This window comes from Plantibacter sp. MDV22-iso1 (genome assembly GCF_058408345.1).
This window is the reverse complement of the sequence record NZ_JBZVDY010000001.1, coordinates 1,599,238-1,612,990: the sequence shown is the minus strand read 5'-3', so window position 1 is coordinate 1,612,990 and position 13,753 is coordinate 1,599,238. Positions and strand designations below refer to the sequence as shown.

The 13,753-nt window shown below is 69.1% G+C and carries 12 protein-coding genes; 9 read left to right on the top strand and 3 right to left on the bottom strand.

The genetic code is table 11. The features are described from left to right. Nucleotides 1–9 precede the first annotated feature (9 nt). Nucleotides 10–735, bottom strand: coding sequence for a FadR/GntR family transcriptional regulator (locus AC4PMY_RS07805; RefSeq protein ID WP_064295946.1), 726 nt, complete (start codon nucleotides 733–735; stop codon nucleotides 10–12). A 208-nt stretch (nucleotides 736–943) separates the two neighbouring features. On the opposite strand from AC4PMY_RS07805, the gene AC4PMY_RS07800 reads away from it, so the two are divergent. Genes AC4PMY_RS07800 through AC4PMY_RS07785 form a run of 4 tightly spaced genes read left to right on the top strand, consistent with a single transcriptional unit; the run spans nucleotide 944 to nucleotide 6,163 of the window. Then, the gene (locus tag AC4PMY_RS07800) at nucleotides 944–2,455 is read left to right on the top strand and encodes a carboxylesterase/lipase family protein (protein ID WP_491622368.1); all 1,512 of its coding nucleotides are present in this window, start codon (nucleotides 944–946) and stop codon (nucleotides 2,453–2,455) included. A 51-nt stretch (nucleotides 2,456–2,506) separates the two neighbouring features. After that, complete coding sequence (locus AC4PMY_RS07795) at nucleotides 2,507–4,207, top strand: extracellular solute-binding protein (protein ID WP_175116852.1); 1,701 nt, start codon at nucleotides 2,507–2,509, stop codon at nucleotides 4,205–4,207. A gap of 4 nt (nucleotides 4,208–4,211) precedes the next feature. Then, the gene (locus AC4PMY_RS07790) at nucleotides 4,212–5,189 is read left to right on the top strand and encodes an ABC transporter permease (protein WP_491622367.1); all 978 of its coding nucleotides are present in this window, start codon (nucleotides 4,212–4,214) and stop codon (nucleotides 5,187–5,189) included. 5 nt (nucleotides 5,190–5,194) lie between these two features. Continuing rightward, nucleotides 5,195–6,163 (top strand): carbohydrate ABC transporter permease, encoded by a 969-nt coding sequence (locus tag AC4PMY_RS07785; protein ID WP_491622685.1) that lies wholly within the window; start codon nucleotides 5,195–5,197, stop codon nucleotides 6,161–6,163. Nucleotides 6,164–6,250: 87 nt separating this feature from the next. Here the strand turns inward: AC4PMY_RS07785 and AC4PMY_RS07780 are convergent, their stop codons facing one another. Continuing rightward, nucleotides 6,251–7,483 (bottom strand): multidrug effflux MFS transporter, encoded by a 1,233-nt coding sequence (locus AC4PMY_RS07780; RefSeq protein ID WP_491622366.1) that lies wholly within the window; start codon nucleotides 7,481–7,483, stop codon nucleotides 6,251–6,253. Between the two features lie 40 nt (nucleotides 7,484–7,523). Beyond that, complete coding sequence (locus tag AC4PMY_RS07775) at nucleotides 7,524–8,717, bottom strand: ROK family transcriptional regulator (protein ID WP_064295951.1); 1,194 nt, start codon at nucleotides 8,715–8,717, stop codon at nucleotides 7,524–7,526. Nucleotides 8,718–8,810: 93 nt separating this feature from the next. Between AC4PMY_RS07775 and AC4PMY_RS07770 the strand changes: the two genes are divergently transcribed. The 5 genes from AC4PMY_RS07770 (at nucleotide 8,811) to AC4PMY_RS07750 (ending at nucleotide 13,729) form a co-directional block, all read left to right on the top strand. After that, entirely contained in the window at nucleotides 8,811–9,491 is a 681-nt protein-coding gene (locus AC4PMY_RS07770; RefSeq protein ID WP_064295952.1) for a ThuA domain-containing protein, read from the top strand. A 98-nt stretch (nucleotides 9,492–9,589) separates the two neighbouring features. After that, nucleotides 9,590–10,897, top strand: a complete 1,308-nt coding sequence (locus AC4PMY_RS07765; RefSeq protein ID WP_491622365.1) for an ABC transporter substrate-binding protein — start codon at nucleotides 9,590–9,592, stop codon at nucleotides 10,895–10,897. Between the two features lie 14 nt (nucleotides 10,898–10,911). Next, nucleotides 10,912–11,868 carry a carbohydrate ABC transporter permease gene (locus tag AC4PMY_RS07760; RefSeq protein ID WP_491622364.1) on the top strand — a complete coding sequence of 319 codons (957 nt, stop codon included), beginning with the start codon at nucleotides 10,912–10,914 and terminating at the stop codon, nucleotides 11,866–11,868. Next, the gene (locus AC4PMY_RS07755) at nucleotides 11,865–12,755 is read left to right on the top strand and encodes a carbohydrate ABC transporter permease (protein ID WP_491622363.1); all 891 of its coding nucleotides are present in this window, start codon (nucleotides 11,865–11,867) and stop codon (nucleotides 12,753–12,755) included. The genes AC4PMY_RS07760 and AC4PMY_RS07755 overlap by 4 nt, the downstream gene beginning before the upstream one ends. Nucleotides 12,756–12,757: 2 nt before the next feature. Further along, the gene (locus tag AC4PMY_RS07750; protein ID WP_491622362.1) at nucleotides 12,758–13,729 is read left to right on the top strand and encodes an aldo/keto reductase; all 972 of its coding nucleotides are present in this window, start codon (nucleotides 12,758–12,760) and stop codon (nucleotides 13,727–13,729) included. Nucleotides 13,730–13,753: the final 24 nt, after the last annotated feature.

Sequence of the window (13,753 nt, the reverse complement as noted above, 5' to 3'; positions counted from 1 at the left end):
GACGCCCCGTCAGCGGAGGCCGAGGAGCGCAGCGACGCGGTGGCGCAGTCCGGCCCGGACGAGCCGGGCGTGCTCCCGCGCCGCCGTCCGGGCCTCGTCGACCTGACCGGTGGCGATCGCCTCGAACAGTTGCTCGTGGACGGCGAGCGAGTCCTGGGCCGCTTCGTCGCGGACCAACCTGCCGCCGTATGCGGAGCGCTGCGTCGAGACCAGGGCGCTCTCGATGCCGTCGAGCAGGAAGGAGAGCACCTCGCTGCCGGCCGCGTCGACGAGCGCTGCGTGGAATTCGCCGTTGGCGACGCCGAGGGCGTCGCCGGATTCGGCACTCCGCATCCGATCGAGCGCGGATCGGGCCGAGTCGACCGCGTGCGAGGCCGACGGGGAGGACTGCTCGGCCGCCCGCTGCGCGACGAACTCGTCGAGGAAGTCCCTGATCTGCGCGAGCTCGATCAGACGCTGGGGATCGCGGCGGACCAGGGCGCCGAGCTGGATGCCGAGCACCTCGCTGGTCGGCCGGGTCACCGTGCCGCGGCGCCCACGGCCCAACTCGATGAGCCCTCGGCCGCTCAGGACCTTCAACACCTCTCGGACCGTGGCGCGGCTGATCCCGTAGCGCTCGGAGAGTTCGGATTCGCTCGGGAGCTTCGCGCCGAACTCGAACTCGTCGGCGAGTTCCCGCTGCAAGTCGTCGGCGATGTCCTCGACCCGAGACTCGGTCCCTCCGGTGTGATCCATGCCGTGAAGGTATCAGACAACTTTTGGCCCGAGTGAGTAGCTGGACAAAGGTGTCAGACATCTTTTGGCGTGTTTGGGGCGTAATTCGGCGATTTTTCGGCCAAGCACCTTGATTTCGTCGGGCTACTTGGAGAATCTTCTCGGAAAGTTGCTTGACAACTTTGACCGCTAGGCGGAGGATCGATCCATCAACGACGATGGGAGTCAGGTGTTCGAGTACGTCACATCACTGGGCCGGGTGCGCGGCGAGCGGATCGACACCCCGGACGGCGCGGCGGTCGCGGTCCTCGGGCTCCCGACCGCTCGGGTCGCAGCCCGGTTCCAGCCGGCGGTACGGCCGGACGGTTGGCGCGGTGTCCGCGCAAGCGCTCAAGGCCCGATCGCCTGGCAGGACGCGGGGCGGGCCGGAGGGGCACCGATGAGCGAGGCCGACAGCCTCACAGCGAACGTCTGGCTCCCCGGTGAACGCGTCGACACCCCTCGACCGGTCCTCGTCTGGGTCCACGGCGGCGCGCACCTCTACGGCTCGAACGCGCACCCGCTGTGCGACGGTGCCCGCCTCGCCGCGGCACACGGGATCATCGTGGTGTCGATCGCGTACCGGCTCGGCGCACTCGGCTCGCTCCGCCTCGACCACCTGCTCGGCCCGGAGTATGTGGACGCCGGCAACCTGGCGCTCCGCGACACGCTCGCCGGCGTCCAGTGGGTGCATGACGAGATCGCGGCTTTCGGGGGCGATCCCGCACGCATCACCGTCATGGGGCAGTCCGCCGGCGGCGTGGCCGTCGCCACGTTGCTCGCCGAGAGCTCCGGCGACTCTCCCTTCCGTCGGGTGATCATCGAGAGCGCGACGGCCGAGCGGGTGCACACGCTCGACGAAGCGGCCGAGGTGACCGATGAACTGCTGGTGGAGCTGGCCGGCTCGGACGCCGACCCTGGCGAGCTGCTGCGCACCGGTCCCGCCGAGCTCGTCGCCGCCCAGGAACGGATGGTCGATCGGTGGCGTGCGACCCGGCGGGGGCCCGGCATCCCCTTCCGGCCCGTCATCGACGGGCGCTTCGTCCACGATGTACCGCTGCGGTCGATCGCAGCAGGCGCCGGCGCCCACATCGACGCGATCATCGGAACGAACCGGAACGAGGCGAGCGGATACGTCGACCTGCTCCGCCTCGCGCCTGCGGAGGCCCTGGCCACGCTCGACCGCGAACTCCAGGCCGACGGTCGAGGCGGAACCGCCGACGCCTATCTGGCTGCCTGCGCTGCGGACGACGGGCGGGTGCTCGATCCGGTCGAGGCGCTGGAATCGTACGTCTCCGACCGGCTCTACCGACGGCCGGTGAGCCGTCTGCTCGACGCGCGTTCCGGTGCGGAAGGGAACACCTTCGGCTACCTCTTCGCCTGGAGCCGACCGGACACGCCCACGTGGGCCCGCCGCTCCGGTCACTCGCTCGAGCTGCCGTTCGTGTTCCGACATCTCGACGACAGCGCCGCGGCCAGGGAGGAGCTCGGCGCCGAACCGCCGTTCGAGCTCAGCGAGCGGATGAGCGCGGGATGGGCGGCGTTCGTCGCCGCGGGGGACCCCTCCTCCCCGGGTGCCGCGTGGCCGGCGTACGGTCCCGAGCGCTCCACCCGCGTCCTTGACCGTCGGAGCCGGACCGTCCATGACCCCTTCGCCGCCCGTCGGCGTTTCACCGAAGCCTCCCCAGTGCTCACCGCCTGATACCTCGACACAACCGTTCCAGCGACACATCAGCTTCAGAGGAGAAGACAGATGTCACACACGAACCCCCTGCACGACGTCCAGCTCACCCGCCGCACCGCGCTCGGCCTCGGTATCGGCGGTCTCGCCGCCATGGCCCTCGCGGCGTGCTCGCCGGGTGGCGCGAGCACCCAGGCCGCGCGATCCGAGCTCCTGCTGCCCACGTTCCGAGCGCAGCGCGCCGCGGACGCCACCGCCATCGTGAGCCAGGTTGCCGGGGTGCAACCGGTCTACACCTCGTACCCCGCGAGCTACTGGACCAGTGTCGCCGCGGCGCCGGGCCGGGGCGGCGAGTTGAAGACGTTCCAGATGCTTTACTTCTCGCCACCCGCACCACTCGAGTCGAACCCGTTCTGGCAGGAGCTCAACAAGCGGATCAACGCCGACTTCAAGCCGAGCTACGCCTCCGGCGACAACTACGACGCGAAGGTCGCGACGACGCTCGCGGGCGGCACGCTGCCGGACATCATGTACCTCCGAGACGAGGTCCCGGCGGTGCAGCAGGCGATCCAGGCCGGTGCATTCGCCGACCTGTCCGACGCGCTGGGCGGCGACGCCGTCCTCGAGTACCCGAACCTGGCGAACCTCGAGACCCATGCGTGGCGGAACTCGGCGAAGGGCAACCGCATCATGGGCGTCCCGCGCACGAGCCCCCGCGTGACGGCGTGCCCGGTCATCCGCACCGACCTCATGGAGGCGGTCGGTGTGACCGGTCAGCCGGCCGACGCGGCGGCGTTCGCGGACGTCCTGGCGGAGATCGCGAAGCTCGGCGAACACGCCGGCCGTCGCGTGTGGGCGGTCGGTGGCCTCGGCACGGGTCAGATCCAACTGCTGTCGCGCTGGATGTTCGGCGCGGGCGCGGACTGGACGCTCGGCTCCGGCGGCTCGCTCGTCAACACGATCGAGACCGACGAGTTCGAGGCGACCATGGAGTACCTGGCCGATCTGTGGAAGCGGAACGTGTTCCACCCCGACGCGATCGCGCTCGGATCCGACTCCCAGCGCAGCAAGGAGAAGCAGCTCTGGCTCGAGGGTCAGATCGCCTTCGAACTCGACGACCCGGCCTGGCTCTCCTCGCAAGGCATGCTGCAGGTCGAGGAGTCGACGAGTGGCGCCCGCGTCGGGTACCTGACCCCGCCCGGCCACGACGGCGGGGACATCGTCGTACAGGCGGGACCGGGCTACGGTGGCTTCGACGGGATCTCCGCCTCCGCGGCCAAGGACCCGAAGCGCCTGGCGGAGCTGCTGCGGTTCCTCGACTGGTGGGCTGCGCCGTTCGGCACCGAGGAGAACCTGTTCATCGGCGGTTCCGGTCTGGAGGGCTACAATTACACCTTCGGGCCGGGCAAGCAGATCGTCTCGACGGGAGACGCGACCGCCCTCGCCAACCTCCAGGGCCTCAAATGGCTGGGCGTCACCGCACCGCCATACATCATGCTGAACAACGAGAACGCCGGGCGCGCCGACGGGCTCGTCGCGCAGATGGAGTACCTCACGAAGGCCGCCGTCGACAGCCCGGTCGTCGGCCTGACGTCCACCACTCAGACGAGCCGTGGGGCCCAGCTGACCCAGATCAACGACGACTACCGCAACAAGATCGTCTCGGGCAAGCTCTCGGTCTCCGCGATCAAGGACTGGCGGTCCGACTGGCGGAAAGCCGGTGGCGACCAGGTCAAGGCCGATTACCGCAAGCTCCTCGACGAACGGAAGTGACGTCATGACGCAGCTGCAGACCAGGTCGGCGCGCTCCGCCGCCCGCGATCGTCGTCGAGAGGACGCGGCCCGCCGGCACCGCACCCCGCTCGGGACCCGGATGCGTCGCGAGTGGCGGATGTACGCGCTCATCCTGCCCGGGCTCCTGTTCTTCGTGCTCTTCGCCTACGTCCCGATCCTCGGCAACGTCGTCGCCTTCCAGGCGTTCTCGCCGTTCCTGGGGATCGAGGGCTCACCGTGGGTGGGCTTCGACAACTTCGTCCGCATCGTCAGCGACCCGGAGGTCGTTCGGGCAGTGGTCAACACGATCCAGATCGCCGTCCTCCAGATCGTCTTCTCCTTCCCTGCACCGATCCTGCTCGCCCTCCTCCTCAACAGCCTGCTGTCGTCCCGCGTAAAGCGGATCGTGCAGTCGATCGTCTACCTGCCGCACTTCATCTCCTGGGTGATCGTGATCTCCATCTGGCAGCAGATCCTCGGCGGCGCCGGACCGGTCGCCGGGCTGTTCGAGTCCCTCGGCGTCGACGGCGTCAACATCATGTCGAATCCGGACACCTTCAAGCTCCTCGTGACCTCGCAGGTCATCTGGAAGGACATCGGGTGGGGCACCATCATCTTCTTCGCGGCGATCGCGGCGATCCCGCAGGAACTCTACGAGGCCGCGGCGGTGGACGGCGCGAAGCCGTGGCGGCAGACGTGGCACGTGACCCTGCCGGGGCTCGTCCCGGTGATCTCGCTGCTGCTGGTCCTGACCGTCGGCAACGTGCTGACCGTCGGCTTCGAGCAGCTGCTCCTGCAACAACCGATCGTCGGCGCGGATGCGGCGCAGGTCATCGACACCTTCGTGTACTTCCGAGGCGTGGTCGGAGGCGACTGGGGGATCTCCGCAGCCGCCGGACTCATCAAGGGCGTCATCGGCACGCTCCTCGTGCTGGGCGCGAACCGTCTGGCGAAACGAATGGGAACGGAGGGGGTCCTGTGACCACCATGACAGCACCGGAGACGCCGACGGCGCCGATCACCCCGGAAGCCGCGAGCGGCGCTCGCCCACCGAGGACGAAACGTCGGCGACGCGGTCCCACGAGCGACCGACCGGCGTGGATGGGGCGCCCCTCTGTCCCGGTCCAGGCGCTCAAAGCCCTCGTCATCGGCTTCATCGTCCTGGTGATGCTGTACCCGTTCGTCTACATCATCGCGATGAGTTTCGCGTCGAAGGACGCGCAGACGAGCGGCTTCCTGCCGACCTCCTTCTCGCTGGACGCGTACCAGGCGATCCTCGCCGGCGACATCGTCACGCGTTCGCTGCTCATCTCGGCCTTCGTGACGATCGTCGGGACGGCGCTCTCGCTCACCTGCACCGTGATGTTGGCCTACGGGCTCAGCCGCACCAGACAGGTCCCCGGCTCGCGCGCGATCCTGCTCCTCGTCGTGTTCACCATGTTCTTCGGTGCCGGGATCATCCCCAACTACCTGCTGATGAAGAACCTCGGCCTGTTGAACACCCTCTGGTCGCTCATCCTCCCGGGCCTGATCTCGGCGTTCAACATGGTGGTCGTGCGCAACTTCTTCATGAGCATCCCGGCGAGTCTCATCGACTCCGCGCGCATCGACGGCGCGAGCGACTTCCGGATCCTCTGGAAGATCGTCCTGCCGCTGTCGCGCCCCGTGCTCGCGGTCGTCGGGCTCTTCGCCGCCGTCGGGTACTGGAACAGCTACTTCAGTGCGCTGCTCTACATCAACGACTCGAGCCTGTGGCCGGTGCAGGTCGTGCTGAACCAGTACGTCATCCAGGGGTCCGTCCTCACCGACATCATCGGTTCGGACGTCCCGACACCACCGTCCCAGTCGGTGCAAATGGCGGTCGTGGTCCTCGCGACCCTGCCGATCCTGATCGTCTACCCGTTCATCCAGCGCCACTTCACGAAGGGCATGCTGACCGGCGCGATCAAGGGGTGATTCCCTGATCCGACTCCGAACGGACCGCGACACCCCGGACCCTCCTGGTCCGGGGTGTCGTTTCGTGGTGTGCTGTAGCCGTGCGCCTCAGTCGATGGGGTCGAGTCGTCCCGGCCGGACGACGACCCACAGGATGACGATCGCGGCGAGCTGGCCGACCACCATGACCGCGGCCACGGGCGCGGCGCTCGTCACCCCGATGAACCCGGCGATCGGGGTGGCGAGCGCGCCGAAGCCCTGCCGGGTGGCGTTCAGGAGACTCGCCGCAGTGCCGGCGTCGCCGCCGTGGCGGGCGAGCGCGAGGGTCTGGATGCAGGGGGTGTTCACGCCGAGGAAGAAGGTGAACGCCCAGAGGAACACCATGATGCTCACGAGCGGCCCGACGGGCAGGAGCCCGATGACGAGCAGCCCGATGGCCGAGAGTCCGAGACCGGCAGTGGACAGCATGACGATGCGGCGCGGCTCGATGCGATGGGCGATGCGGACCCCGAGTTGCGTGCCGAGGAGCATCATGAGCGCATGCGAGGCGAAGACGAGACCGTACTGCAGCTCGCTGAGCCCGTAGACCCGTTGGAACAGGAACGAGGATGCCGCGAGATAGCTGTACATGCCGGCCCACGCGAGCGAGGTCACGAGCACGAGCCCGACGAAGGGTCGGTCGGAGCCCACCCGCCGCATCGCCGAGGCGCGGGCGCGCAGTCCTCCGGGGTGCCGGCGTTCCGGCGGGAGCGTCTCGCCGATGAGGACGAGCACGAGCAGCCCGATGGCGAGTCCGTATCCGGCGAGGGAGGCGAAGACGCCCCGCCACTCCATGACCTCCAGCAACAGCGACCCGAACAGTGGCCCGACGGCGATGGCCATCCCCGAGATGAGCGACATCGACGCCAGCATGCGCATCATCGACAACCCGGAGTAGAGGTCGCGCACGATGGCGAGCGCGATGACGCCCGTCGCGGCCGACGCCGCGCCCTGGAGCACGCGCGCGGCGACGAGCATCTCGACCGAGGGGGCGAGGGCGCAGGCGATCGAGGCGGCGACGTGGACGACGGTGGCGATGAGCATCGGCTGACGCCGACCGACGGCGTCGCTCCATGGGCCGGCGAAGAACTGTCCGAAGACCATGCCGATCATCGCGCCCGTGAAGGTGAACTGGATCGACCCCTCCGAGACGCCGAACGTGCCCGCGATCTGCGGGAAGGCCGGCAGGTAGATGTCGATCGTGAAGGTGCTGAGTGTCTGCAGCAGTCCCAGCGCGATGACGTACGCGATCCGTCGGCGTGCGAAGTCGTCGGCCGCCGGTGCCGCGTCGCCCGCGCTCATCGCCGGTGTCCCGTCGAGGACACCGGTCGGATCGCGCGGCTCATGCGGTCGCTTCGCGGGCGGTGAACCCGAGTGGGTCCCGGAGGAGCGCGGCGAACGCGACGTCGCTCGCCCCCGCGAGGAGCTGGCTCTCGCCGAGCCGCGGTTCGACGAGGCGGGCCGGGCTGCGCAGCGCGGAGATGGTCTCGTCCGAGAGTCGCCGTCGGATCGCGCCGTCGCCCTGGGCGAGCAGCAGACCGAAGAAGCCGCCCATGACGACGATCTCGGGGTCGTAGATGTTGGTGATGACCCGGATCGCGGTCGCGACGTACTCCAGCTGCCGGTCGAGGGCGCCGGCGGTCCGGGCGGCCGATCCCTCGGCGAGCGCGGCACGGAGGTCCGCGAGCGCGACCGAGGCGGCACCGGTGGCCGCGGCGATGGCGTGCGAGGAGACGACGGTCGTGAGACAGCCGACGTTGCCGCAACTGCACACCGGTCCGTCGGGGGCGACGAGCAGATGGCCGAGGCGGGCGACGCCGCCGTTCGCGCCTTGCAGGATCCGGCCGTCGACGAGAGCCGCCGCCCCGATCCCGCCGGGGCCGCCGTAGAGGTAGACAGCGTCGTCGGTGTCACGGGCCGCGCCCCAGTGTCGTTCAGCGGCGAGCCCGACGGCGGCGTCGAAGGCGACCCGGGAGGGGATACCGGTCGCGTCCTGCAACAGCGAGGCGAACGGCACGTTCCGCCACCGCAGGTGCGGCGCGTAGACCACGTCTTCGCCGGTCTTGTCGACGCGGCCCGGGGTGGCAGCGCAGAGCGCGACCAGGCGGGAGTCCGGTAGGGCCGCGTGCAGCTCGCCGACGGCTTCGGCGGTCATCACGGCGGCCTCGTTCGGGGTGACCACCCGCTCGCTCGGACGGAAGGTCTGCGCGACGATCCGCCCGCCGAGGGCGCAGAGGGCCACTCGGACCCCGTCGACGTCGGGGTTCACGGACACCGCGAGGAACCGATCCGTGGGGACGACGACGGGGGAGGGGCGCCCGACCCGGGTCGCCGGGGGAGCGGCCTCCTGGCGGACGACGCCGGCGAGTTCGAGGTCGGAGATGACGGTCGCCACCGACGAGCGGGAGAGACCGGTACGCCTGGTGATCTCCGCTCTGGAGAGGCCACCGTCGCCGTGGACGAGTGCGAGGACGGCGGACACGTTCCGCCGTCGGATGTCCTCGAGGGTGTGCCCGGAGGGGGTTCCGATGCTCATGGGGTCCTCTCGACGGGGTTCCTCCGCGACCGATGCGGAGCGAGCTGATAAGTTCTAGTCTTGCACAAATGCAACGCGATCGAGGAGACCGGCATGCACAACGTACTCATTCTTCGTGGCGAGGGGCGCTACGCCGATCCCTGGCACGACTTCGCGGCGACGTCGGGCCGCGTGGCCGATCTCGCCCGAGAGGAGGGGCTCGGGGTCCGGGTGAGTGGTGCGGTGGAGGAGGAGCTGGCATCACTCGACGATGTCGACCTCCTCGTCCTCATGGTCGGCAATCCCACACGGCACGGACTGGAGTCGTCAACCTTCGCGGCGGCGCAGGAGGGGTTCGAGGCCTACGCGCGCGGCGGAGGGTCGATCTGGTCGCACCACGTCTCAGCCACGTCGTTCCCCCACATGCCGGCGTGGGAGCGGGTGATCGGCGGTCGGTGGGTCGGTGGTGTCTCGATGCATCCCGAGATCGGCCAGGCTGCCATCGAGGTGCCCGACACCGGGCATCCGATCACGCGGGGTCTCGGCGACTTCACCGTCTGGGATGAGCGCTACACGCACCTCCGGATCTCCGACGCCGTCCGGCCGCTCGCCTTCCACGAGCACGAGGGCGTCCGTCATCCGGTGTTGTGGACGCACCGCCCGGGTCCCGCCCGCGTCGTCTACGACGCACTGGGTCACGACATCCGTTCGTTCGACTCGCCCGAACGACAGATCCTCCTGCAGCGCAGCCTCGGCTGGCTGCTCGACGGCGATGCCACGGGAATGACGGCCTAAGTTTGTCCAAGTCTTGAACATAAGCTACTGTTCCTGACAGCAGCACCGGCTGTAGCGACGACCGGTGCACCACCGAAGGATTACGAGGAGGTAATTCCATGAAGCGATCAGCCGTCTGGATCACCGCAGCCGTCGTCGGGGCCCTGGCCCTCGGCGGATGCTCCGTCGGGAGCGACAGCGAGGCACCCGCCGAGAGCGGCCCGGTGACGCTCACCTGGTGGACCTGGTGGGCCGGCGCCCCCGGCATCGCGGACGCCTGGAACGCGGAACACCCGGACATCCAGGTCAAGGTCACCAACGTCGGGGGTGGCACCGATCAGTTCACCAAACTCAACGCCGCCGTGCGGGCCGGGGAGGGCCCGGACCTCGCGCTCGCCGAGTACCAGTGGCTCCCCTCGTACATCTCGAGCGGCGTCGCCGCAGACATCAGCGAGTACGTGGACGGCATCGAGGACCAGTACAGTCCTGCCGTCTGGAACCTCGTCCATCTCGGTGACGACGGGGTCTACGGGGTCCCGCTCGACCAGGCGCCGATGCTGCTCATGTACCGCGCCGACCTCTTCGAGCAGTACGGGCTCTCCGTGCCCACGACCTGGGACGAGTTCGCCGACACCGCCAGGGCGTCGAAACAGGCCGCTCCGGATGCGGTCCTCGCGAACTTCCCGACCAGTGATGCCGGCTGGCTCGCCGGGCTCACCGCCCAAGCCGGCGGCGACTGGTGGTCACTCGACGACGGCTCCTGGTCCGTCGACATCGACGGCGCGGCACCGACGAAGGTGGCCGACTACTGGGACGGACTCGTCGGCGAGGGCGTCGTCTCGGCCGGCGCGAGCGGGACGCCGGAGTTCAACGCGCAACTGAACTCTGGCAAGATCCTCACCCAGGTCATCGGGTCCTGGGGCGCGACCGGATCCTCGGTGAAGACCGGCGCGCCGGACACCATCGGGAAGTGGCGGATCGCTCCGCTGCCGTCATGGACCGACGACGACCCGGGCGTCGGGTTCCAGGGCGGCTCGTCGAGCCTCGTCACGACGACGTCGAAGCACCCGAAGCAGGCGGCCGAGTTCCTCGCCTGGTTGGGTTCCACCGCGGAGGGGCAGGGCGTCATGATCGAGCAGGGCGGCAACTTCCCGGCCTCCGCACCCGGCCTCGACGTCTACGCGAGCATCCCGCAGCCGGCCGACAAGGCGGCCGCCGGACAGGAGGACTTCCACGACATCCTGCTCGACGTCGCCGCCGACACCACGGACGTGACCTGGGGGCCGAACACGACGGTCGCCTTCAGCGCCTACACGGATCAGGTCGGGAAGGCCATCCAGGCCGGTCGCCCCCTCGCCGATGCACTCGCAGCCGTGCAGCAGACGGTCCGCGCGGACCTCGAGAAGTCGGGATTCGACGTCGAATGAACACCACACCGCTCATGAGAGCCACGAGCGCGTCACCTCCGGTTCCGGACCATGGCCGGATCAGGACGCCTCGTCACCGGGTCCCGGCACCGATCGCCCCGTACCTGTTCCTCCTCCCGGCCATCGTGCTCTTCCTCCTGTTCCTCGTCGCGCCCATCGGCTACGCCGTCGTGCTGAGCCTGTTCGGGCAACGGGTCCCGGCCGGATCCGGGGGCTACGGGGCTCGCGAGCAGACCTTCGTCGGCCTCGACAACTACGTCACCTCACTCACGGACCCCGAGTTCGTCGCCAGTGTGGGTCGCCTCGGTCTCTACGCGGTCATCGTCATCCCGTGCACCCTCGGCATCGCTCTGCTGTTCGCGCTCCTCCTCGACCTCCCCGGCATCCGTGGCGCGCGGATCTGGCGGACCGGCATCCTGCTGCCCTACGCCATCCCCGGCGTCATCGCGGCGATGATGTGGGGCTTCCTCTACCTGCCGTCGACCAGCCCGGTGAACGCGGTGCTCACCGGCGTCGGACTACCCGCGGTCGAACCGCTCGCCTCCGGTTCGGTCATCGCCGCCCTTGCGAACATCAGCGTCTGGGGGTCGCTCGGCTTCAACATGGTCATCATGTTCACCGCGCTGCGAGCCGTCCCCGCCGAGGTCTACGAGGCCGCCCGCATCGACGGCTGTTCCGAGTTCGACATCGCGGTGCGGATCAAGATCCCGCTCATCGCGCCGTCACTCGTCCTCACCTCGCTGTTCGCCCTCATCGGGACGCTCCAGGCCTACGCCGAACCGACCGCGCTCCGCCCGCTCACCGACACCATCAGCTCCACCTTCTTCCCGCTGATGAAGGTCAACACGGATGCCTTCACCAACGACAACATCAACGGCGCAGCGGCGACAGCGGTCATCATCGCCGCGTTCACCCTCGCGGCCTCGGCCATCCTGCTGCGCGTGACCAGGGATCGGAGCGACGCCTCATGACCACCGCCACCCTCCGCGCCGGGGCGCCGGCTCCTGGCGCCGCCGTGCCGAGACGAACCCGCCGCGGACCGCTCATCCCGACCGTCATCCTGATCATGGGCGCCGCGTACTGCCTCTCCCCGCTCGTATGGGTCGTCATGGCCTCGACGAAGTCGCCACAGGAGCTCTTCTCCACCTTCACCCTGGCGCCCGGGACCGGCTTCCTCTCCAACCTCGAGAAGCTGTTCACCATGCAGAACGGCGTCTTCCTCTCGTGGATCGGCAACACGATCGTGTACTCACTCGGCGGTTCCGTGCTGTGCGTGCTCGTGTCGGCGCTCGCCGGGTACGCGCTGGCGAAGTTCCGATTCCCAGGGCGCGACACGATGTTCCGGATCCTCCTCGGTGGGGTGCTCATCCCCGGGATCGCGTTGGCGATCCCGCAGTACTTCGTGATGGCTGGCCTCGGTCTCACGAACACCTACTGGGCGGTGCTCCTGCCGATGGTGATCAGCCCGTTCAGCATCTTCCTCTGTCGGGTCTACGCCACCTCCTCGGTGTCGTCCGACCTTCTCGAGGCGGCCAGGATCGACGGGGCGGGGGAGTTCTCGATCTTCCGGCGGATCGCGCTCCCGATCATGGTGCCCGGGCTCGTGACCGTCTTCCTCCTGCACTTCATCGGCACCTGGAACAACTTCCTCCTGCCGTACCTGATGCTGTCCAACGAACGGCTCTACCCGCTGACCCTGGGGCTCTTCACCCTGCTGAGCACCGGGGACGGGAAGGAGCTGTTGTACACGACGGCCATCGTCGGCGCATTCGTGTCGCTCATCCCGCTCGTCGCACTCATGCTGTTCCTGCAGCGGTTCTGGAAGCTCGACCTCATCAGCGGTGGATTGAAAGGATGACCATGACGGAGCGGATCTCGGCCCTCGTCGAGCAACGGCCCCTCGGTGACACGGGTGTGACGGTGAGCCCGATCATCGCGGGTGCCGCAGGCTGGCGTCGGCGGGAGGACGGCTCCGGCTCGTCCCGGCAGGAGAGCCTCGAGCTCGCCGCCGCGATGGCTGGCGACGGCGTCGTGACCACGATCGACACGGCCAACAACTACGGCTTCGGCGACAGCGAGCGACGCATCGCCCAGGTACTCGCACAGCTCGGTGACGCGGCCGGACGGCTCCAGGTGCAGACGAAGGCGGACCGCGAGCCGGGGAGCGACGACTTCTCCGCACCACAGATGCGTCGGTCGCTCGAACAGAGCATGGAACGGCTCGGCGTCGACCACCTCCCGATGGTGTACCTGCACGATCCGGAGAACACCACCTGGGAACTCGCGATTGCCGACGACGGCCCGGTCGCCGCGCTCGTGGCGGCGCGCGAGGAAGGTCTGATCGGCGCGCTCGGGATCTCGGGTGGCCCGGCGGAGCTGCTCGCGCGGTTCGTCGGCACCGGCCACTTCCAGTCCGTGATCACACACAACCGGTTCACGCTCGTCGACCGGTCGGCGGATGCGCTGCTCACGTTGGCCGCCGAGGCGGGGCTCGGTGTCCTGAACGCCGCGCCCTACGGCGGAGGCCTGCTCACCAGTTGGCCCGTGCGGACCACGCGGTACGCCTACGGCACCGCCCCCGAGGCGATGCTCCGAGCCGTCGATCGGATCGGCCGCGTGTGCGACGAGGCAGGAGTGCCACTCGCCGCCGCCGCGCTGCAGTGGTCGCTCCGCGACCCGCGTATCACCGGGACGATCGTCGGCATGGAACGGCTCGAGGATTACACGCGCACGCTCGACCTCGCCGCCGTGCCCATCGACGACAGCCTGTGGGCGGCCATCGAGGCGGTCGAGCTCGACGTCTCCACCTGGCAGGACACCCCGCGCGGCTGACGGGCCGGACGCTCAGCGCCGCTG